Annotated in this window: 19 protein-coding genes and 2 tRNA genes; 11 read left to right on the top strand and 10 right to left on the bottom strand. The window is 71.4% G+C overall.

Annotated features, from left to right (window positions below):
• Positions 1 to 502: 502 nt before the first annotated feature.
• Together ACFYSC_RS34805 and ACFYSC_RS34800 are read right to left on the bottom strand one after the other, a co-directional pair.
• Positions 503 to 575: transfer RNA gene (locus ACFYSC_RS34805), tRNA-Arg, on the bottom strand.
• A gap of 80 nt (positions 576 to 655) precedes the next feature.
• Complete coding sequence (locus ACFYSC_RS34800) at positions 656 to 1,246, bottom strand: hypothetical protein (RefSeq protein WP_389970009.1); 591 nt, start codon at positions 1,244 to 1,246, stop codon at positions 656 to 658.
• Between the two features lie 133 nt (positions 1,247 to 1,379).
• Between ACFYSC_RS34800 and ACFYSC_RS34795 the strand changes: the two genes are divergently transcribed.
• Positions 1,380 to 2,621 (top strand): sensor histidine kinase, encoded by a 1,242-nt coding sequence (locus tag ACFYSC_RS34795; RefSeq protein WP_389970007.1) that lies wholly within the window; start codon positions 1,380 to 1,382, stop codon positions 2,619 to 2,621.
• Between the two features lie 61 nt (positions 2,622 to 2,682).
• Entirely contained in the window at positions 2,683 to 3,318 is a 636-nt protein-coding gene (locus tag ACFYSC_RS34790) for a response regulator (protein WP_389970004.1), read from the top strand.
• Between the two features lie 144 nt (positions 3,319 to 3,462).
• Here ACFYSC_RS34790 and ACFYSC_RS34785 read toward each other — a convergent pair whose 3' ends face one another.
• The 3 genes from ACFYSC_RS34785 to ACFYSC_RS34775 are packed head-to-tail and all read right to left on the bottom strand — an operon-like array spanning position 3,463 to position 5,910.
• Positions 3,463 to 3,927, bottom strand: a complete 465-nt coding sequence (locus ACFYSC_RS34785; RefSeq protein WP_389970002.1) for a MaoC family dehydratase — start codon at positions 3,925 to 3,927, stop codon at positions 3,463 to 3,465.
• A 10-nt stretch (positions 3,928 to 3,937) separates the two neighbouring features.
• Positions 3,938 to 5,398 carry a hypothetical protein gene (locus tag ACFYSC_RS34780; RefSeq protein WP_389970000.1) on the bottom strand — a complete coding sequence of 487 codons (1,461 nt, stop codon included), beginning with the start codon at positions 5,396 to 5,398 and terminating at the stop codon, positions 3,938 to 3,940.
• Entirely contained in the window at positions 5,398 to 5,910 is a 513-nt protein-coding gene (locus ACFYSC_RS34775; RefSeq protein ID WP_389969998.1) for a SigE family RNA polymerase sigma factor, read from the bottom strand. Before ACFYSC_RS34775 ends, ACFYSC_RS34780 begins: the two co-directional genes overlap by 1 nt.
• An 86-nt stretch (positions 5,911 to 5,996) precedes the next feature.
• On the opposite strand from ACFYSC_RS34775, the gene ACFYSC_RS34770 reads away from it, so the two are divergent.
• The 4 genes from ACFYSC_RS34770 to ACFYSC_RS34755 all read left to right on the top strand — a co-directional run bounded on the left by ACFYSC_RS34770 (position 5,997) and on the right by ACFYSC_RS34755 (position 10,644).
• Positions 5,997 to 6,611 (top strand): TetR family transcriptional regulator, encoded by a 615-nt coding sequence (locus tag ACFYSC_RS34770; protein ID WP_389969996.1) that lies wholly within the window; start codon positions 5,997 to 5,999, stop codon positions 6,609 to 6,611.
• Position 6,612: 1 nt separating this feature from the next.
• Complete coding sequence (locus ACFYSC_RS34765; RefSeq protein ID WP_389969994.1) at positions 6,613 to 7,572, top strand: hypothetical protein; 960 nt, start codon at positions 6,613 to 6,615, stop codon at positions 7,570 to 7,572.
• A gap of 362 nt (positions 7,573 to 7,934) precedes the next feature.
• Positions 7,935 to 9,074, top strand: a complete 1,140-nt coding sequence (locus tag ACFYSC_RS34760) for a hypothetical protein (RefSeq protein ID WP_389969992.1) — start codon at positions 7,935 to 7,937, stop codon at positions 9,072 to 9,074.
• A gap of 1,213 nt (positions 9,075 to 10,287) precedes the next feature.
• The gene (locus tag ACFYSC_RS34755; protein ID WP_389969990.1) at positions 10,288 to 10,644 is read left to right on the top strand and encodes a hypothetical protein; all 357 of its coding nucleotides are present in this window, start codon (positions 10,288 to 10,290) and stop codon (positions 10,642 to 10,644) included.
• A gap of 166 nt (positions 10,645 to 10,810) precedes the next feature.
• Here ACFYSC_RS34755 and ACFYSC_RS34750 read toward each other — a convergent pair whose 3' ends face one another.
• Both ACFYSC_RS34750 and ACFYSC_RS34745 read right to left on the bottom strand, forming a co-directional pair.
• The gene (locus ACFYSC_RS34750) at positions 10,811 to 11,686 is read right to left on the bottom strand and encodes an aminoglycoside phosphotransferase family protein (protein WP_389969988.1); all 876 of its coding nucleotides are present in this window, start codon (positions 11,684 to 11,686) and stop codon (positions 10,811 to 10,813) included.
• 129 nt (positions 11,687 to 11,815) lie between these two features.
• Positions 11,816 to 12,265 carry a carboxymuconolactone decarboxylase family protein gene (locus ACFYSC_RS34745; RefSeq protein WP_362943384.1) on the bottom strand — a complete coding sequence of 150 codons (450 nt, stop codon included), beginning with the start codon at positions 12,263 to 12,265 and terminating at the stop codon, positions 11,816 to 11,818.
• Between the two features lie 82 nt (positions 12,266 to 12,347).
• Here ACFYSC_RS34745 and ACFYSC_RS34740 point away from each other — a divergent pair, with 82 nt between their 5' ends.
• Together ACFYSC_RS34740 and ACFYSC_RS34735 are read left to right on the top strand one after the other, a co-directional pair.
• Positions 12,348 to 13,226 (top strand): sigma-70 family RNA polymerase sigma factor, encoded by an 879-nt coding sequence (locus ACFYSC_RS34740; RefSeq protein WP_389969986.1) that lies wholly within the window; start codon positions 12,348 to 12,350, stop codon positions 13,224 to 13,226.
• 237 nt (positions 13,227 to 13,463) lie between these two features.
• Positions 13,464 to 14,027 carry a dihydrofolate reductase family protein gene (locus ACFYSC_RS34735; protein WP_389969984.1) on the top strand — a complete coding sequence of 188 codons (564 nt, stop codon included), beginning with the start codon at positions 13,464 to 13,466 and terminating at the stop codon, positions 14,025 to 14,027.
• A 152-nt stretch (positions 14,028 to 14,179) separates the two neighbouring features.
• On the opposite strand, the gene ACFYSC_RS34730 is transcribed toward ACFYSC_RS34735, so the two are convergent.
• A tRNA-Ser gene (locus tag ACFYSC_RS34730) sits at positions 14,180 to 14,269 on the bottom strand.
• Positions 14,270 to 14,665: 396 nt separating this feature from the next.
• On the bottom strand, positions 14,666 to 15,226 hold the full coding sequence (locus ACFYSC_RS34725) for a YceI family protein (RefSeq protein WP_389969982.1): 561 nt from the start codon (positions 15,224 to 15,226) through the stop codon (positions 14,666 to 14,668).
• 101 nt (positions 15,227 to 15,327) lie between these two features.
• On the opposite strand from ACFYSC_RS34725, the gene ACFYSC_RS34720 reads away from it, so the two are divergent.
• Positions 15,328 to 15,804, top strand: coding sequence for a MarR family transcriptional regulator (locus ACFYSC_RS34720; RefSeq protein ID WP_362943372.1), 477 nt, complete (start codon positions 15,328 to 15,330; stop codon positions 15,802 to 15,804).
• A gap of 80 nt (positions 15,805 to 15,884) precedes the next feature.
• On the opposite strand, the gene ACFYSC_RS34715 is transcribed toward ACFYSC_RS34720, so the two are convergent.
• The gene (locus tag ACFYSC_RS34715) at positions 15,885 to 16,403 is read right to left on the bottom strand and encodes a SigE family RNA polymerase sigma factor (protein ID WP_389969979.1); all 519 of its coding nucleotides are present in this window, start codon (positions 16,401 to 16,403) and stop codon (positions 15,885 to 15,887) included.
• Positions 16,404 to 16,706: 303 nt separating this feature from the next.
• On the opposite strand from ACFYSC_RS34715, the gene ACFYSC_RS34710 reads away from it, so the two are divergent.
• Positions 16,707 to 17,657 carry a hypothetical protein gene (locus ACFYSC_RS34710; RefSeq protein WP_389969977.1) on the top strand — a complete coding sequence of 317 codons (951 nt, stop codon included), beginning with the start codon at positions 16,707 to 16,709 and terminating at the stop codon, positions 17,655 to 17,657.
• Between the two features lie 144 nt (positions 17,658 to 17,801).
• Positions 17,802 to 18,656, top strand: a complete 855-nt coding sequence (locus tag ACFYSC_RS34705; RefSeq protein WP_389969975.1) for a MauE/DoxX family redox-associated membrane protein — start codon at positions 17,802 to 17,804, stop codon at positions 18,654 to 18,656.
• The last annotated feature ends 34 nt before the right edge of the window (positions 18,657 to 18,690 follow it).

Genomic DNA, 18,690 nt, shown 5'->3' with positions numbered 1-18,690 from the left:
TTCGCACTCGAAGGATCACGCGATGGCCGTTCTCATTTCACGGCGCCACGCCTGCTAGCTGGGGAAACTCATACACCACCTCCGTGGACGCAACCGCTGGTCGTCTACCAGGAGCTTTTTATCGTGGGCGGCCCCAAGGTAAGGAAGGCTTGCAGTGAGGCCATCACAGCTCTGACGACGTACCGGGAGATCATGCGCAAGCAGGACTTCTCACAGGCGGACACTGCACTGCAAGCCCTGTTCGAAGCTGTAGCCAAGCTTTCCGGAGCGATGCGAGAAGAACTCGGCTACACACGCGTACCGGACAGCCTCGCGCCACGCCCCCAGCAGGCTCGTCGTCCCTGGTTCCGCCTGAGGTGGAAACCTCCGGCACGTATTCGGCACGATCAGCCGGAGTCCCCAGGACACAGCCGGACACAGCCGGACACAGCCGGACACCGTCAACTGATCCACAACACGAAGAAGCCCAGGTCATCGGCTGATGACCTGGGCTTCCGTGCTGCGCGGCCGAGAGGACTCGAACCCCTAACCTTCTGATCCGTAGTCAGATGCTCTATCCATTGAGCTACGGCCGCTCGCTGCGTAAGTAACTATAGCGGGTTCCGCGGAGTACCTCGAACCAGTTGTCCGCTCTCCTCCGAAGCGTCTCCGGAGCTCACACCCGCCGCGACTCCCCCGGTTCCGCCGGGGCGTCCGCCGGCTCCCGTCGCTCGTTCTTCGCCTTCTTCGGGAAGAGGGTGTAGCTCACCGGCCAGATCAGGGCGATCAGGATGATCCTCGGCAGGCTGAGCATGAAGTCGTTCAGGGCGGCGGTCCGTGAGGGGTCTCCGACGATCCAGGCGAGGCCGAGCAGCAGGCCGCAGGCGATGCCGCACGCGAGGACGATCCTGAACCAGATGCCCCATTCGTAGCGGGCCCGAGCCATGCCTCCGGCGGGCGGCTTCCACGGCTCGGGGCCTCCGGCGAAGCGGTGGGCGAACTTGGCGTCGGCCCACTTCACGGTCCGGTGGCCGAAGACGATCGAGTACGCGAGGTAGGCGGCGGCCAGGCCGTGGCGCCAGTCGGCGGTGGCGCCGCCGCGCATGTCGATGACGGAGGCGGCCAGCAGGACCACGTCGAGAAGCGGGACGCCGATCAGCAGGGCCGTGCTGAGCCGCCGCATGCGCCAGAGATAGCGCGTGACGAGCCCCAGTCCGAGGAGGACCCAGAACCCGATCTCGCATCCGATGATGACGGCCAGAATCATGCCTCCAGCATCGCCGCCCCGCGCCCGCGGGACATCGTCGCTGGTGAGGAACTACCGTACATACTTGTATGTACGGCCAAGCCGCCCCGTACGCGGATGTCCACCACGCGGCCCGGATGGTGAGATGAGAGGCATGAGACGGGACGACGTGCTGTGGGCCGTGGCGTCGTTCCTCGGCGGCATCGCCCTGCTCGCCGCCGGCGTCTACCAGCACCGCTGGGCGCCCGCCCCGCTGTTCGCCGTCCCGTTGGCGCTCACGTGCCTGGGCGTCGCGGTACGGCGGAGCAGGCCGCTGCTCGCGCTCGGCCTCGGGGTGGTGGCCTTCGCCGGTGACTTCGCCATGGGGTTCTCCCTGGGCACCGTCATCGTGGTCACCGACAACATCTACGCCGCCGTCAGGTACGGTCCCCGCCCCCTGGGCCGGTGGATGCTCGGCATCACCTCGGTCTTCGCCGTCGTCGCGGGCGTGGCGGCCGGGATCCTCATGCGTGAGGTGGAGATGGCCGCGGTGATCCTGGTCCAGTGCGCCCTCGTCGGAACCACCCCTGTCATCACCGGAATGATCATCAGACAGCTGGAGGAGCAGGCGGCGGCCGAGCGCGCCAGGGCCGAGCAGGTGGCGCGGCTCGCCGAGCTGGATCGGACGGCGGCCGTGCAGGCCGAGCGGGCGAGGATGGCCAGGGAACTGCACGACATGATCGCGAACCACTTCAGCGCGATCGCCATCCAGTCCACCGCCGTGCTCTCCCGCGCCGACCTGGACGGGGACACCGTGCGGACGGTGCTGGGTTCCATCCGGGAGAACAGCCTCCAGGGCATGACCGAGATGCGTGCCATGATCGGTCTGCTCCGGGGGGAGGACGAGGAGGCCGAGGCCGTCCGGCGGAGGGTGGCCGAGGCCGGCGAGCTGGCCGAACGGGCCCGGGAGGCGGGCATGGAGGTACGGTTCCACGTGGACGGCGAGGCCCGCGACCTGCCCGCGCCGGTGGATCTCGCCGGATACCGGATCATCCAGGAGTCGCTCACCAACGTGCTGAAACACGGTGGGAAGGCCGCCGACGTGGTGGTCGGCTACCGGCCGGGCGCGGTCACGCTGACCGTGGACAATCCGCTGGACGACGACGGGCGCCCGCTTTCCGGCGCGGACGTGGGCGCGGGCGCCGACGTGGGCGCGGGCGCCGACGTGGGCGCGGGCGCCGACGTGGGCGCGGGCGCGATCACGGGCACGGGTGCGAGTACGGGGGTCGTCAGCACCGGTGCGGGGATCATCGGCATGCGGGAACGGGCCGCTCTCGTCGGCGGCGAGTTCAAGGCCGGGCCGTACGGCGGCGGCTGGCGGGTCCATGCCCTGCTGCCCACCGAGGAGTCCACATGACCATGCGGATCGCCTCACGTCTGGCAGGCCGTTCCCGTCACCACGCCACCGAGGAGTCCACATGACCATCCGGATCCTGGTCGCCGACGACCACGCGGCGGTCCGCGCGGGGATCGTCCTGATCCTCGGCGGTCACGGTGACATCGAGGTGGTCGGGCAGGCCGCGGACGGCGAGCAGGCCGTCGCGATGGCGCGCGAACTGCGGCCCGACGTGGTGCTGATGGACGTCCGGATGCCGAGGCTGGACGGCGTCTCGGCGACGCGCGAGCTGAGCGGGATCGCCGACGTGCTGATCCTGACCACGTTCGACCTCGACGAGTACGTCTTCGGGGCGCTGCGCGCCGGTGCCGCCGGTTTCCTGCTGAAGAACACCGACGCCGACGCGCTGGTGGACGCGGTGCGGGTGGTGGCCCGGGGCGACGGGCTCATCTCGCCCTCGGTCACCCGGCGGCTGATCTCGGCCTTCGCCACGTCCGTGCCGGAGCGCGAGCCGTACGATCTGGGGAGCCTGACCCCGCGTGAGCGCCAGGTGCTGGCGTGCGTCGGGCGGGGCCTGTCGAACGCGGAGATCTCCGCCGAGCTGGACATGGCGGAGGCGACCACGAAGACCCATGTCAGTCGGCTTCTGGGCAAACTGGGACTGCGCAGTCGTGTCCAGGCGGCGATCCTGGCCCGGGGACTCTCGCCGGAGGCGTGAGAGGCACCCGGGCCGGAGCCCGCGCGGATCGCCACGGCCCCGCCGGCGCCCGGACCGGCCGATGACGTCCGACCGGCTACGGCGTCCGGACCGGCCGGGGCCTTCGGAACCGGCGGCGTCGGGGCCGGCCGGGAGCGCCGGGGCTCAGTCGCTTTCGGCGGGGACGTAGAGGGAGAGGGTCTCCGCGACGCATGCGGGCCTCTTCCCGCCCTCGACCTCGACGGTCATGCGGACCTTCGCCAGGTAGCCCGCCGGGGTCCCCTTGACGTCGAGGAGCTCGGCTCCGGCCCGGATCCGTGCCCCGACCGGGACCGGCGAGGGGAAGCGGACCTTGTCGAGCCCGTAGTTGATCCCCATCGCCAGGCCGTCCACCCGCACCAGTTCCGCCATGAACGACGGCAGCAGCGCCAGGCTGAGGTACCCGTGGGCGATGGTGGCCCCGAACGGGCCGTTCTTCGCCCGCTCGGGGTCCACGTGGATCCACTGGTGGTCGTCGGTCGCGTCGGCGAACCCGTCGACCCGTTCCTGGGTGATCGGCCGCCACTCGGTGTGTCCCAGGTGCTCGCCGCGGGCGGCCTTGAGCTCCCTGACATCGCTGAAGATCCTCATGGGCAGAACGTTATTCCGTCGAGGGCACGGCGAGAAGGTTCACGACCGTGAACTCCTTGCCGCCGCCCTTCTCGACCGTCGAGCAGGCCTTGACCTTCCCGGTCGGGCTCGGAGCCCCCGACGGTCTGGGGATGGAGGACGCGTCCTCCATCCTGCACTCCTCCACCTGACGCCGGTCCTCGTCCCAGTAGATGATCGAGGTCGGCGAGGAGGAGATCCCGGTGCCGAGGCCCCCGCCGCCGGACGAGTTCCGTTTACCGACGCCTGCCGCACGGCCGGTGACCGGGTCGTACACCGCGGCCAGCGGTAGGTGGAAGTCCTCGATCTCCTCTCCTTCCGTGTCGAGACCGGTGACCGGGGACAGACTGAAGAACCCGAACCTGCCGTCAGCGAGGGGTGTGTACTCCATCCTGCCGAGCAGTCCCGGTAGGGCCTTACGGCCCGAGCCGTCCGTCCGCTGCACGATGGTCTCCTCGCCGCGCGCGCCGAAGCACCAGGCCGGACCGCAGCGCAGCCCTCGGGCGGCGTCCGGGACGTTCACCTCGGTCGCCTGGCCCGTCTCCAGGTTGACCAGCTTGGTCTGGTTCCTGTCCCAGTCCTCGCCCTCCTCTCCGTTGGCGACGTCGAACGCCCACGGCCAGGACAGCAGGTGCAGGCCGTCCGTCCCCGGGATCGGCTCCGGGGAGCCGCCGGTCAGCGGCATGCGGTAGAGCCCCCCGGCGTTCACCGACCAGACGACGGAGTCCGCGGTGACGCCGATCCGCTCCACGTGAGCCTGGGCGCCCGTGACCTCGCCGACCTGCCGCGCCGTGCCGCCGCCTCGGGGGACGACCCAGAAGTCGGCCCACTCGTCACTGTTGTTGGGGGTCTCCCCCCACCACACGATGGAGTCGGCCCCCGCCTCGACGTCCTGTGCGAAATAGCCCTTCACACCCGGCGGGGCGGGCATCTCGGCGAGCACGGTGCTCCTGTGCGCCGCGGTGTCGTAGACCTCCAGCCGGCCCGCCTTCTCGAACGACGACTCGGCGGAGAGCAGCAGCTCCGTGGCGCTCAGCCCGGTGATCGGCCGGTACTTCCAGCCGTCCGCGGCCTTGGCCGGGATGGTGGACACCGCCTCCGGCCAGACCTCCGTGACGGGCCGCACGTCCGCCTCCGGCTCCCCCCCGGCCGCCCGGGAGGGGTCGTCCGCTTCGGCGGAGGACGTGGCGGCCGGCTCCGACGGGCCGGCCGCCACGCCGGCGATCCGGGCGCTTTCCCCGCCCCCGCTGGGGAAGGCGCCCCTGGCCACCGCCGTACCGCCGCCGATCACCGCCACCACGCCGGCCACCGCGAGCACCGACTGCGCCCGCCTGCGTGTCCGACGCCTGCGCCGGTCGGCGATCGCCGTGAGCACGTCCCCGGCCGGCCCGGGCGCGTCATCCGCGGCTCCGCGCAGCGCGCGGACCAGATCCTGTTCGTCCCTGTCCTTCATCACACTCGCCCCGTCTCGAGAGCGGTGACCCGCACCCTGAGTTTGTCCAGCGCACGGGCCGCCTGGCTGCGCACCGTGCCGCGTGAGACGCCGAGGAGCTCGGCGATCTCCTGGTCGGAGAGGTCCTCGTAGTACCGCAGGACCAGTACGGCCCGCTGCCTGGGCGGCAGCCCCTTCAGCTCCTTCCACAGGCCGGTGTCGTCCCCGACGCGGTCGTCGATGTAGGCCCCTTCGGGGACCGCCGCGACCAGCCGCTCCCTGCGCAGCCGCCGCCAGACGCTGATGTGCAGGCGGGCCATGGTCGTGCGGACGTACCCTTCCGGGTCATCGCGCTTCCTGATCCTCGGCCAGGCGTCCCCCAGGCGCATCAGCGCCTCCTGCGCCAGGTCCGCCGCGTCGTCGGCGTTGCCGGTGAGCATGTAGCCGTACCGGTACAGCGCGTCGGCCCGTGCGGCGACGAAATCGGTGAACTCCACATACCAGGGACGCCCGGGGGACCGCATCTGTTGCATACCCCTTCTCCGCGGTCCTTCGGCGTGCCGCCGAAAAAACTTGAACCGGGTATGAATTCGTACTCGGTACGAGTTATTCTACGGACATGGCGGGATTGAGAGAGCGGAAGAAGGAACAGACCTGCCGGCGGATCACCGCGGCGGCGATGCGGCTGTTCGCCGAGCGCGGGTTCGAGGCGGTGACGGTCAACGAGATCGCCGAGGCGGCCGAGGTCGCCAAGGCGACGCTGTTCGCGTACTTCCCGACCAAGGAGTCACTCGTCCTGCGAGGGGTCGGCGAGGACGACCCCGCGGGAGCCGTGACGGGGCGTCCGGCCGGGACGTCGTCGTTGGAGGCGCTGCGGGCGCACTACCACGGGCTCGCCGCCGCGCCCGTGCCCGCGGACGCGATGGACCGGGACGAGCTGATCACCCGGATCAGGGTGATCACGGAGAGCCCGGCGCTCACCGCCGCCGCCGGAGCCCTCCTCTACCGCCAGCGGCGGGAGCTGGCCCGCGCGCTGGAGGAGGAGTACGGCGAGCCGGTCGCGGCCCTGACGGCCGCGCAGATCACCGCCTCCGTGCAGACCGTCCAGGAGACGTTCTTCGGCCGCCTGATGGCCGGGGCGTCACCGGAGGAGGCCGGCGCCCGTCTCGCCGGGGACATCGACCTCGCCTTCGACCTGCTGCGACACGGCATCGAACGATCGGAAGGACACTGACATGCGCGCACGCGGCATCAACTACGACACCGGGTTCCTTCCCGGCCCGGACCTCGGCCGCAGGGCGTTCGACGCCGAGACCGTCCGGCGCGACATGGAGGTGATCGCCGGCGAGCTGCACTGCGACGCCGTACGGATCTCCGGCGGTGACCCGGAGCGGCTGGGCGTGGCGGCCGGGCACGCCGCCGCCGCGGGGCTGGAGGTCTGGTTCGCCCCCTTCCCCGTGGACCTGGAGCCCGGCGCGATGCTCACGCTGTTCGCCGACTGCGCCCGCCGCGCCGAGAACGTACGGCGGGGCGGCGCCGAGGTGGTGTTCGTGGCCGGGTGCGAGAGCAGCGCCTTCGGCGCCGGGTTCATCCCGGGCGCCGGCTACCTCGACCGCCTGGCGAAGCTGATGACCGCCGACATGACGTGGTGGGCGTCGTTCCACGAGGTGATGGAGCGCTTCAACGGCTTCCTCGCCGAGGCCGCCGTGACCGTCAGGGCCGGATTCGGCGGGCGGATCACCTACGCCTCGGGTCCGTGGGAGTTCGTCGACTGGGGCCCGTTCGACATCGTCGGCGTCGACGCCTACCGCGACGCCCGCAACGCCGGCTCCTTCCGCGCCGAGCTGCGCGAGCGGTTCGGGCACGGCAAGCCGGTCGCGGTGACCGAGTTCGGCACCTGCCCCTACCGGGGCGCGGCCGACCTGGGCGGCATGGCCTGGCGGCCGCCCCGGGACGCGGTCCGCGACGAGGGTGAGCAGGTCCGGTACTTCACCGAGCTGATGGACGTCTTCGAGGAGGAGGGGGTGGACACCGCGCTGTGGTTCACCTTCGCCGGTTTCTCCCATGTCGGTGACCGGGACCTCGCCTCCTACGGCGTGGTCGGCATGCTCGACGAAACCCGGTGGCGGCCCCGCGAGGTGTTCGGCGCGATGGCGTCCCGTTACGCGCGGGCCGCGCGCCCCGCCGTACCGTGAACGGCCGCCGGAACGTTTCCCCGCTCCGTGAACGACCGCCGGAACGTTTCCCCGCTCCGTGAACGGCTGCGGGGACGGCCCGCCCTCCGGTCCGGCGGCGCGCACGGGAACCCCGAAAAACAGGGATCAACGCGCGAATGCCCCGAAGGCCGATATCAGCACTGAAAGGCCGATCGGCTGCGCATTACGCGTCGGCCGGCGGGAAGACCGGACTGCTTTTCCTACCGATGTGACGCGCGTTTAACGTTCGTCATCTGAATCAACACCCTGTCGTGTCTGGCGTCGGGTATCTCCTGACCGGTGCCGCTCTCGCGGCCCGGACGGACCTGATTTCCCATACGCCACGAACGATATGGAATGAAATGATATCGAGCAGCAGTAGATACGGCCCTGAGAAGGGATACGGCGGGCACGCCCGAGCCTGGGCCGTCGCGGTGACGGTGACCGTCCTCCACCTGGCCGCCCCGCTCCACGCGCCCGCGCAGGCCGCGACCGGAACGGACGGGGCCGCCACGACCCGGGACACCGGGACCGCCGCGGTCCACCGGACGGCCCGCGGCACGGGAACCGTCGGCATCGCGAACGCCGAAGCCGCCGAATCCGCCGGGGCGACCGGCCTCACCGGAGCGGCCGGAATCCTGGGAACCGGCACGGTCTCGGGCGACGGTTCCCAGACGGCCGGAAGCACGGAAAGCGGTGGGATCGGGGAGGAGGAAACCGGCATGGCCGTGGGCGCGGAAGCCTCGGCGGCCGAGGACGCGGAGGTCGTCATGACCGGGGGCACGGAAGACACGGCCGGGGACATGGCGGCCGGCACGGCCGAGGGCGCCCAGGACCTCGCCCTGGACTTCCTCGCCGGGCTCGCCGCCGGGGACCGAGCGGAGACCGCCGACGACCTGGCGGAGGCTTCGGATGTTTCGGAGCCGGCGGCCCACGGCTCGGACCGGGCCGCCGTACGGCCGTCCCCCGGCGCCGGGGACGCCTTCGCCAGGGAGATCTGCGGGGGCCGGAAGGGATACGTCTTCAGGAACGGCAGGTGCCGTCGCCCGGCCATGAGATCGGGGAACCTCCGGGGACAGCCCGTTCCGTCCAGGCCCCCGGGCTCATCCGGCGTCCAGGGACCGCCCGGACCCCAGGGGCCGCCCGGGATCCCCGGCCCGCCGGGCCGGCCCGGACCCCAGGGACCGAGTGCGGGCGTCGCCATGGCGTTCCAGGGCGGCACCGCCTTCTTGGGCGCCCCCCGCAGCGACGGAGCGCTGCTGCTCCGGGATCCGCGGACGACCCCTCGCTGGTTCGACCTCTCGTCGGTGCCCGGTTATCCGGGCGGCGTGGTCGGCCTCACCATGTCGAGCCTGGGGAACGACCTCCACCTGACGGTGCGGAACGCGAACGGCAAACTGGCCTACACCTCGTGCGTCGTACAGCCCACCCCGGGGACGCCGGGGAACCCCAGGTGGCCGGAGAACTGCATCCCGTTCATCGACCTGACCCCGCCGAACTGAGCGGCACCGCCGCCCGGTGGAGACGTCCGCCGGGTGGGCCCGGCACCGTCGGACAGCGGCGAACGCCGGAATATGCGATTCTTCTCCTACAATCAGGATAATGCACTGAAACAGTGACCAGCGAGCCATAGTTCGAAATCCCAGCCATGTCACTGGATCAGCACGGTCGCCGGGCATCGGCCGGCAGAAAACACCGCCGTTTTCCAGGAAATATCAGCAAAAGGGCGGTCGGACGGCAGGCCGGTGCAGATTACCGACAGAACGCCTGAAGCTTTGTTTACCCTCGCCGAACCGTTCCAATATGACCTACACCCATTTTCTGGGTATCTGCCGAACAGTGCCGCCTGTCATGGCACTGAGAGATACACCCCTCCAGAATTGGAACGACATGGAAAACAGAGGATTTTCTCAGAATAAAAGGCGTATGCCGGTTTCCTCCCATCGCGGGCGCCTCACGGGCCTGGCTCTCGCCGCGACGGCGGGCGTCCTCACGATGGCGTCGAACCAGATGCCCGCGAACGCCTACGGAGGCCCTCCGATATACGAGAACGCCGAGAAGGGCATCGTCCCGCACGCCCGGCACGTCTCCGTGGGGCCACGTTCCTGCGCCTGCCCCGGAGGCTGCCGAGGATGCCGGAGAGGGTTCGGCTGCGGCGGCCACCGCGGATGCCGCGGACCGCGCGGCTTCCGCGGCCCGGTGGGCCCGGTGGGTCCCCGGGGTCTGGACGGCAGGCCCGGAGAGTCGATCGTCGGTCCCCCCGGACCACCCGGCCCCCCCGGACCGCCCGGACCGCCGGGACTCATCGGCCCCGCAGGACCGGCGGGGCCTGCCGGACCCGCAGGACCGATCGGACTCACCGGACCCGCCGGACCGGCCGGACCCGCAGGACCGATCGGACCCGCAGGACCCGCAGGACCGATCGGACTCACCGGACCCGCCGGACCGATCGGCCGCACCGGACTGACCGGTCTGACAAGACTCACAGGCCCTGCCGGACCTGCCGGACCTGCGGGTCCCCAGGGTCCTGCCGGACCTCAAGGGCCTCCCGGGCAACCCGGCGCCGCTCTCGGTCCGGGGCAGGGGCCACGGGGACCCGCCGGGCCGGCGGGGCCGCAGGGACCGGCCGGTCCGCGAGGGCCCGCCGGCCCGGCGGGAGCGTCCTCGAACTGCACGCCGAGCCTCACCAGCTCAACGTCCGTCACCTACTGCCAGATGACGGGCGTCGCGGAAGGCGTCATGTGGCTCGCCGGGCGTCCGCGGCCGTTCCCCGCGTCCATCACCCCGGTCTGCGGGTACGGAGCGGTCGGGTTCATCGAGTACCCCGGCGTCGCCTGCCTGCTCACCGGCGGCGGTTCCTTCGGAGTGATCGGCTCCCCCGCCCAGGCCGGCATGGCCGTCTACCCCGGTAGGGCCGTCACGACCGGTACGGCCGTCATCGGGGGGCGTCCCGGCGCCTGGCGTCCTCCGTCCGTCGCGTGCCCGGAGGTCACCGTCCCGATCCCGGTCGCCGTCCCGGTCGCGAGTGCCTCGACGGTCTGCTGCGTGACCGTCGCCACCGCGCCCTGCTAGCGAGGCCCGTTCCGCAGGGTCCGGGAGCACCTCGCGGGCTCCCGGACCCACCGGACCCACCGGGCTCCCGGACCCACCGGACTCCCGGACCTAGCAGGCCGGCGGTGAGGGCGGAGGGCTCCGGCACGTCCGGCCCTCCGCGACCCCGCCGGCCGCTCACACCCGGTCAGCCGACGACCGGGTCCTCCAGGACCTGAACGAGGACACGGCTCTGGAAGCCCCCGGCATCGGGGCTGGACAGGTGAGCCATGGTCACCAGCGCCTTCCACAGCGCCCAGCCGCGTGCCCGCCGCCAGGCGTCGTCGGGCAGACCGGCCGCCTCCCGGAAGACCTTCCGCTCGTCACCGGCGAAGTAGGTCCAGGCCATGACGAGGTCGCAGGCGGGGTCGCCGACGCCGGAGGTGCCGAAGTCGATGACCGCGGACAGCTCCCCGCCGGTGGTGAGCAGGTTGCCTGCGGCGACGTCACCGTGGAACCACACCGGCCGGGACGGCCAGGCCGAGGTCAGCGCGGCGGCCCACACCGCCTGGCAGGCGGCGACGTCGACGACGTCCCCGAGCGTGCCGAGCGCCTGCTCGACCTGGTCGCCGTAGGCGCTGGGGTGACAGCCCCGGAAGAAGGAATGGCGCCCGGCGGCGGGTCCCCCGTGTGCCGGAACCTCCCGGAGCGCGGTCAGGAAGCCCCCGAGATCGCGGGCCAGCCCGATCCGGTCGACGTCCGCCGCGTCATCCAGGGTGTCCCCGGGAAGCCAGCGCCGTACCGACCAGGGGAACGGGTAGTCGTCCGCCGGGCGTCCGACCGCGACCGGCACCGGAACGGGCAGCGGCAAACATCCGGACAGAAGGGGCAGGCAGCGGTCCTCCTTCTCGACGGCGGCCACATAGCCCTCGGCGCTGGGCAGCCGTACGGCCAGTTCCTCGCCGAGCCTGAAGGTCCGGTTGTCCCAGCCCTGACGGTCGACCGGCCGGACCGGGAGGTCGCCCCATTCGGGGAACTGCCCGGAGACCAGTGTGTGCACGAGTTCGGCGGTGATGTCGATCACGGGTCCCAGTCTGCGGTCCCTCCGTGCCGGCCATCCACTGCTTTTCCACGGCCTCTCACGTGCTCGCCGTACCGCCGCCGTTCCCGGTCCGGGAGGCGCGGTCGCCGGGTGGACGACGCCCCGTCCGGCTCACCAGGTCTTGCCGGCCTGCTCGCGGATCGTACGGTTGATCCGGTTGAAGAAGTTGGTCAGCGCGATCTCCAGGTTGATCGCGGACAACTGCTTCTCGTCGAAGTGCGCGGCGGCCGCGTCCCAGATCTCGTCGGTCACGCCCGGCGCGCCGTCCTGGATCCGGGTGGCGGCCTCGGCCAGCGCGAGGGCCGCCCGCTCCGTCTCGGTGAAGAAGGGCGTCTCACGCCAGGCGGCCACGCTGTGCAGCCGCTCGTCCGTCTCTCCCTGCTTCTTGGCCGACGCGACCCCGGCGAACACGCACGGGCTGCAGCCGTTGATCTGGCTGACCCGCAGGTGTACCAGGCCGAGCACGAGCGGGTCGACGCCACCGGCGTGAATCGCCTTGTGGAGGCGCTGGATCGCCGTCATCACGTCGGCGTCCGCGCGGCTCTTCATGCGTGCTTCCATTGGCCTTGCTCCCTCATCGGTTACCTGTGCCCGTCCGGGCCCGTCATCCCCATGACGGAGTGGATCCGAGGGAGGTAACGACATGTCCGGCGCCAACCCGGCGGACCCGGTGGACGAGGCGTTCGAGGCCCAGCGCGACCGGCTGCGCGCGGTGGCCCACCGCATGCTCGGATCGCACGCCGACGCCGAGGACGTGGTCCAGGAGGCCTGGCTGCGGCTCCGCCGGCAGGACCCGGCGACCATCCACAACCTCGCCGGCTGGCTGACCACGGTGGTCGGCCGGATCAGCCTCGACGTCCTGCGTTCGCGGCAGGCCCGCCCCGAGGCGTCCTACGACGACCGGTTGCCGGAGCTCGTCGTGACGGCCGATGACGGCCTCGCGCCGGAGGACGACGTGGCGCTGGCCGACTCGGTCGGGCTCGCGCTCCTGATCGTCCTGGAGTCGCTCCGGCCGAGCGAGCGGCTGGCGTTCGTGCTGCACGATCTGTTCGCGGTGCCGTTCGACGAGATCGGCCGGATCCTCGGCAGGTCCGCCGACGCCACCAAGATGCTCGCCAGCCGCGCCCGCAGGAAGGTACGGGGGACCGGGCGGCCGGTGTCCGCCGGACGGGAACAGCGCGAGGTGGTCCAGGCGTTCCTGGCGGCGGCCCGCCGCGGCGACTTCGAAGGGCTGCTGCGCGTGCTCGACCCCGAGGTGAAGCTGACCGTCGACACCCCCGGCGGTGTGGTCGTCGTCCTCGGCGCCACCCAGGTCGCCGCCGGCGCGCGGCTGCGCCGGCAGCAGGCCGCACGCGGACGGGCGGTGCTCGTCAACGGCCTTCCCGGGTTCGTGTCCTGGTTCGAGGACGGCACCCCACTGTCGGTCATGGCGTTCACCGTCGTCGACGGCCGGATCGCCGACATCGCGGTCGTGGCGGATCCGGCCAGGCTCGCGTCGATGGATCTGCCGGATCCGGGGTGACCCACCGCCGAGACGGTCGCCGCGGGAGGGTCAGGGCCGAGGCGGGACGCGAGCGCGGTGCCTGACCGCGCGACCGGCCGATGGACCGGGCACCGATGATTTCCGGGCGGCGGTGTCGTCTGAAGCGTCAGCGGCAGGCCACGGACGGCGTGGCCACGCGGGTGCCGCGGCCCGGGGAGGCGCACGTTCCCCGGCGAACACGGCCCCCGGACGACCCGAGACCACGGAGTTCTGATCATGCGAAAGCTGACGGCGACAGTGTTCAACTACTCCCTCGACGGCCTCCTCGCCGACGAGGGCACCGATTTCTGGAAGTTCTGCTTCGACCTGCCCGAGAACCGTGAGCCCGACGACCCGGCGCAGCTCGACTTCCTCCGGAGCGCGTACGCCCACCTCATGGGCCGCACCGCCTACGAGAGCATCAGCGAGGCCATGACGGCGTCCACCGACCACCCGTTCGCCGACATCCTGAACTCCGGGCGCAAGGTCGTCTTCTCCCGGACCCTGAAGAAGGCCGACTGGGCCGATACCGTCATCGCCGCCGGTGACACGGCGGAAGAGATCGACAGGCTCAGGCTGGGCGGCGACGGCCACATCGTGGTCTGGGGCGGCGTCGGCCTCTGGCGGTCGCTCATGCGGCTCGATCTGATCGACGAGTTCCAGCTGAGCGTGTTCCCCTACGTCGCGGGCGAGGGCACCCGGCTGTTCGACGGCGACCCCGGGTCCTACCGGCTCGGCCTGGTCTCCAGCACCGCCTCCCGCAACGGGATCGTGGATCTGCGGTACCGGCGACACCGCTGACCCGGCGGCGGGACGCGAGCACGCGCATGGGCGCCGCTCTCGGGGGCGACGGGTGACAGGCGGGTGACAACTGCGACCCGAACCGCAGCCCCGGCGGTGTCCGGGAAACAGAAAGGCCCTCTCCCGAAATCTGGGAGAGGGCCTTTGACCTGCGGAGGCTCGGGGATTTGAACCCCGGATGGGCTGTAGACCCAAACCGCATTAGCAGTGCGGCGCCATAGACCTGACTAGGCGAAGCCTCCTGGTTGCCGTGTGGCTCAGAACAGCGTACCGGCCATCAGGCAGTGCGGCAAAGCGGTTGGCGGGCGAGCCTCCGGGAATGCCCGGCCCCGCGAAGGATCAACCGCGGGGGAACCGCCCGGGTCCCGGCGGGAAGCGGACCCGCCGAGTCGTCCACAGCTGTGGAAAACTTGATCCACAGCTGTGGACAGAAGAATGAATCCCCAGCTCAGCACGGATCGGAGGCTGGGGATTCCATCCGACGCGACGCGGGCTCCCGGAGGGTGGACACGATGCGCCCTTCCGGGATGCGCCCCCCGCGGTGCGTTCCCACCGTGGTGCGCCCCCTCAGGAGACCTGACGGGCGCGGCGCCTCTCCCCGGGGAACCGGGCGGGACCGGACGGCCGGCCCGGACGGGTCAGGCCGGGTTGGCCTCGCCCTCGATCTCGATCTTGACCTTCCGGCCGACGAGGACGCCGCCGGTCTCCAGGGCCTGGTTCCAGGTGAGGCCGAACTCCTCGCGGTCGATCTCGGTCGAGATGGAGAAGCCCCACACGTCCTGGCCCCACGGGTTGGTGCCGGCGCCGCCGTACTCGACGGTGAGCTCGACCTCCTTGGTGACGTCACGGATGGTGAGGTCGCCGACGACGGTGAACTCGTCACCGGAGTGGCCGGTCACCCGGGTGCTGCGGAAGGTGATCTCGGGGTACTTCTCGGACTCCAGGAAGTCCCCGCTGCGCAGGTGGACGTCGCGGTCGGCGTTGCCGGTGCCGATGCTCGCGGCCTGGATCGTGAGCTCGGCCGACGACTCCAGGGGGTTCTCGGCGACCGTGACCTTGCCGGCGAAATCGGTGAAGTTGCCCCGGGTCTTGCTGACCATCATGTGCTTCACGACGAAACCGACGCGGGTGTGCGCGGCGTCGAGAACGAAGGTGCCGGGGGCGGGGAGCTGCAGCCCTTCCCAGGTACGAGTGCTCATGGTCTACTCCCGAGTGGATATTGCGGCGCGGATGTTTGAGTCAGCATGTTTCTACATGAGGAATATTCATTCCGTCAACTACCTTCGGATACAGTGAGAGCGTGATCCCCTTTGACGACTCCCGCCTCACCGCGATGGGCCTCCTCGCCGAGGTCCACGGCGGCCTGGCGGCGAAGACCCGGTCGACCTTCGCGGCGGCGGGGCTGTCGGACATCGACTTCGAGACGCTCCTCCGGCTGGCCCGCTCACCCGGCGGACGCCTGCGCATGAGCGACCTCGCGGCACAGACGAACCTCTCCACCAGCGGCATGACCAGGGTCGTCGACCGGTTGGAACGTGACGGCCTGGTCGCCCGGCAGGCGTGCCCGGAGGACCGCCGGGCCTCCTACGCCGCGATCACCGACGCGGGCGCCGAACGGCTCGCCACCGTCGTCCCGCGGCACCTGGACGACATCGAGACCTGGTTCACCGGCCTCCTGCCCCCCGCCCGGCTCGACGCCTTCCTGGACGCGCTCAGGGTCATCCGCGACGCCGTACGGCCCTGCGCCACGGCGGGCGTGGAGGACCACACCGGATAGCCGCCCCGGCGCGCAGACTCCACCCGGACCGCACGGACCCCGGCCGTCCGGCGAAGCCGCCGGCGGGCCCCCGGCGTCGGTCATGACCGCGGCCCGGACCTACGCTGCTCGGGGATCGTGAGGTCGCCGCGGAGCTTGGCCATCGCCCGCGAGACCGTGCTCTTGACCGTGCCGATGCTGATCCCCAGGGTCTCGGCGATCTCCGGCTCGGTCATGTCCTCGTAGTAGCGCAGCATGATCGCCGCACGCATCCGGGTCGGCAGCCGGCCGAGGGCCTGCTCCACCCGCTCGGGCAGCGGCGCGCGGACGCCCGCGAGGGCCGGCTCGGGGACGTCCTCCGACGGGTACTCCTCCAGCTTGCGCCGGCGCCACCAGGAGATGTTGATGTTGACCATCGCCCGCCGCACGTAGCCGTCCAGGGCGCCGCGGTCCTGGATGCGGTCCCAGGCCAGGTAGGTCTGGGCGAGGGCCGCCTGGAGCAGGTCCTCCGCGTCGCTGTGGTGGCCGGTCAGCTGCCGGGCCGCGCGCAGCAGCGCGGGGCCGCGAGCAACGACGTACTCGCGGAACTCCTCGTGGTTCCCGCCGGTCACCGCGATCACCAACCCGCCTGCGGTCAGGGTGCGTGTAGTCGCCAGAATCGCAGCCCGCGCCCCTGATCCGGCTGAACCGGAACCCATATTTCATACGGTCAACGGCAAAAAACGAGTTCGGCGGGAACCTCGGTGTACTCGTGCGCCGCGCTTGGTTTCATCCCGTTACGGGAGGTAACGCGTTGCATCGAGGATGGGAATTTTGATACCCGGTCGGAGTCCTGCCGGTTCCAGGGGCCGAAGTCGGCGCCCGGCCACCGGCGGTCGTGTGAGGCTAGCTCCGGAAGACCTCACCTGAGCATGGGAGTGGCGATGCCATACCGCAGCGTTGACCGCCGCCGGGTCCTGGCGGCGGCGGCGCTTGGCCGGAGCCTCGACGTGCCGGGCCCCGCCCCGGACGGGGACGGCGTCTTCCAGGCGGTCACCGGAGAGCTGCTGGACGTCAGCCCGCACCTGATCCTCGTCGAGACCCCCGAGGGACACCACGAGCGGCTCGTCATCGCACCGTGGGCGACCGCCTGGCGCGGCGAGAACGTCGCCCCGGCGGACCTGCCGCGGGGCGCCAACGTGATCATCAGGGCGTTGCGGTCCGGCCGGGTCGTGGACCGGATCTGGGCGGACATCACCCGGATCACCGGGGTGATCCAGACCATCGGAGCCGGGAGCCGGGACCAGACGGTGGAGCTGTACTGCGGGCCGCACCGCGGACGCCGCACGATCGTCGTGCCCTACGGCGCCTCCGGCCGGCTCCGCGTCCGGCACCCGAAGTTCGAGCCGGGCTATCTCTTCGACGCCATCGGCGTGCGGGAGGACGGCGTGGCCAAGGCCCGGCTGCCGGCGACCTCGCAGCCGCCCTACCGGTGGACGGCGGTGCCCAAGCCTCCACCCGGTTACGGCGCCACTCAGTCACGCATCTCCGGCACCGCCACCTGGTCGGACGCCTTCGACTACGCGGAGCGCGGCGCGGCCTATCCCATGCTGGAGCGTTCCGACGCCGACTGCCATGACACGGGAGTGTCGTGCACCGGGCTGCCCTATCTGGCGCTGGGCTCGGCGCTCACCGTGCGCAACGTGTGCGCCGGCCGTACCTCGGTCCTGCCGTTGGTGGCGTGCGGCTGCATGGCCGGGAGGTTCTGCGACCGGTGCCTGGAGTGCGGCACCTCCCCGCGCGGCCGGATCGCGGAGCTGTCGGCCACCTCCTTCGTGGAGCTCGGCGGCGACCTGACCAAGGGATGCTTCAACGCGCGGATCGGACTGGGATGACGCCGTGATGACATGGACACCGACCCGGACCACGGTGACGCCGGGATCCGGGATCGCCGGGATCCGGAGGGACACCGGACCTCAGGAGGACACCGGACCTCAGGAGGACACCGGACCTCAGGAGGACACCGGGGTGACGCCGTGATGACGTGGACGCTGACGATGATCGCCGTGGCGCAGCTGCCGGTGCTGTGCGTCCTGCTGGCGGCGGGCGCGCTCGCCAAGCTGTGGACGGCCAGAGGCGACGCCGAACCGGGCGCGCTGGGCAGGCTCGGGCCGGCGGTGCTGGTGCCCGACCGCTGGCGGGCGTCCGCCATGCTCGTCTGCGCGGCCGGGGAGGCCGCCCTGCTGACCGGCCTGCTGGCGAGCGGGCACGCGGCGTTCCGCTGGGCGACGGCCGGGTTCTTCGCGATGTCCACCTACGTCCTGTGGGAGCTGCGGCGGCAGCGCCCCGACGTGGGGTGCGGCTGTTTCGGCGAGGTCAGCGCCGCGCCGGTGGGACTGCGCTCGCTGGGCCGGACGACGGTGCTGACCGCCATGGCCGCCGGGACTGTCTGGGCCCCGCCGGTCTCCGGCTGGTCGCTGCTGGCCGCCATGACGTGGCCGGACGCGCTGGCCGCGGCCGGAGGGCTGGTGGTGCTGGCCGCGCTGTCCCCCGAGATCGAGGAGGCGACCGCCCGGATCCGGCACCGCGCCCCCTGTGAGCAGCGGCCGATGCCCGCGGAGCAGGCGCTCCACCGGCTGCGGACCAGCGCGGTCTGGCGGGCCCACGAGCGGCTGCTGGCCTCCGGCGAGCCGGTCGACAGCTGGCGGGAGCTGTGCTGGCGGTTCTTCGTCTATCCGGGGCGCAGCCGTACGGACGAGCCGGTGGACGTGGTCTTCGCGGTCTATCTGAGCGGGAGGCACCCGGCGGTGCGGATGGCACTGGTGGACGCCGCCGGACAGGCGGTCGACATCGGAACTCTGACGGAATCTAGCCCTGTATCGGCACGTGGCTAGAGAACCCTAGATTTTTCTAGGGCGCGGTCGATGG

This window comes from Streptosporangium sp. NPDC004379 (assembly GCF_042873875.1).
Classification (GTDB): Bacteria; Actinomycetota; Actinomycetes; order Streptosporangiales; family Streptosporangiaceae; genus Streptosporangium.
This window is presented reverse-complemented; position numbering and strand designations above follow the sequence as displayed.